The organism is Pseudoalteromonas sp. G5_S1_14_S5, assembly GCF_054968605.1.
The window spans coordinates 1-822 of sequence record NZ_JBQKUM010000202.1 but is presented as its reverse complement, the minus strand read 5'-3'; the positions used below and the strand labels follow the sequence as shown (position 1 = coordinate 822).

Annotated in this window: 1 protein-coding gene and 1 pseudogene; both read left to right on the top strand. The window is 41.6% G+C overall.

Annotated features, from left to right (window positions below; all coding sequences use genetic code 11):
- Positions 1-184, top strand: a pseudogene (locus tag ACTRWI_RS22550) (hypothetical protein); the annotation flags it as partial.
- Between the two features lie 42 nt (positions 185-226).
- A partial coding sequence (locus ACTRWI_RS22545; RefSeq protein WP_499133921.1) for an IS30 family transposase occupies positions 227-822 on the top strand: 596 nt, incomplete at its 3' end.

Here is an 822-nt window from a genome sequence, read left to right as displayed (position 1 = left end):
AGGACATGCTATCGCTCAATATAACCTTGGGGCTAGTTACGCCAATGGCCAAGGCGTACTCCAAAATAATAAAAAAGCGTATATGTGGTTTAATCTTGCTAGATATAATGGATATAAAAACCCGAATTCAGATAATAAGTGCGACACTTCATGGGTAGGACTGAGGAAGACAGCCAATTGTTGAGATTGGTATGCTCTTCTGACCAAAGAAACAAGCAGTTCCAATATGAAGTATCAACAATTGACTGAAGGGAAAAGATACCAGATTTCTGTTCTTTTAGAACAAGGTGTATCAATAAAAAACATTGCTCTTGCCATCGACTGTCATAGAAGCTCCGTTTATAGAGAGCTTAACCGTAATAGCGAAAAAGCAAACTACTGCCCTCAAACCGCTCATCAAGCTTGCATTGATAGAAGGCGTCAGGCTCCAAAGTATAAAATACCCTCGGAGCGAGTAGAGTTCATCCGATTGTTGATTGAACACGATTGGAGTCCTGAGCAAGTTTCAGAAGTATTGACGGCTTCAAGGATGCCAGTCAGTCATGAATGGATTTACCAATTCATTGCAAATGACAAAGCCATGGGAGGTAAGCTTTATCGGCATTTGAGGCAAGGTCATAAGCGATACCGTAAAGGCAAAAGAACCAAGGCTGAAGCCATTAAGAATGCTGTTTCGATAGATGACAGACCAGCCATTGTAGATAGTCGTGAACGCTTCGGTGATTGGGAAATTGATACGGTGTTAGGTAAGCATGGAACAGGCGCTATCGTTACTTTGCTTGAGCGGAAGAGTCGCTTCTTTTTGATAAAGTGCGTATTTTC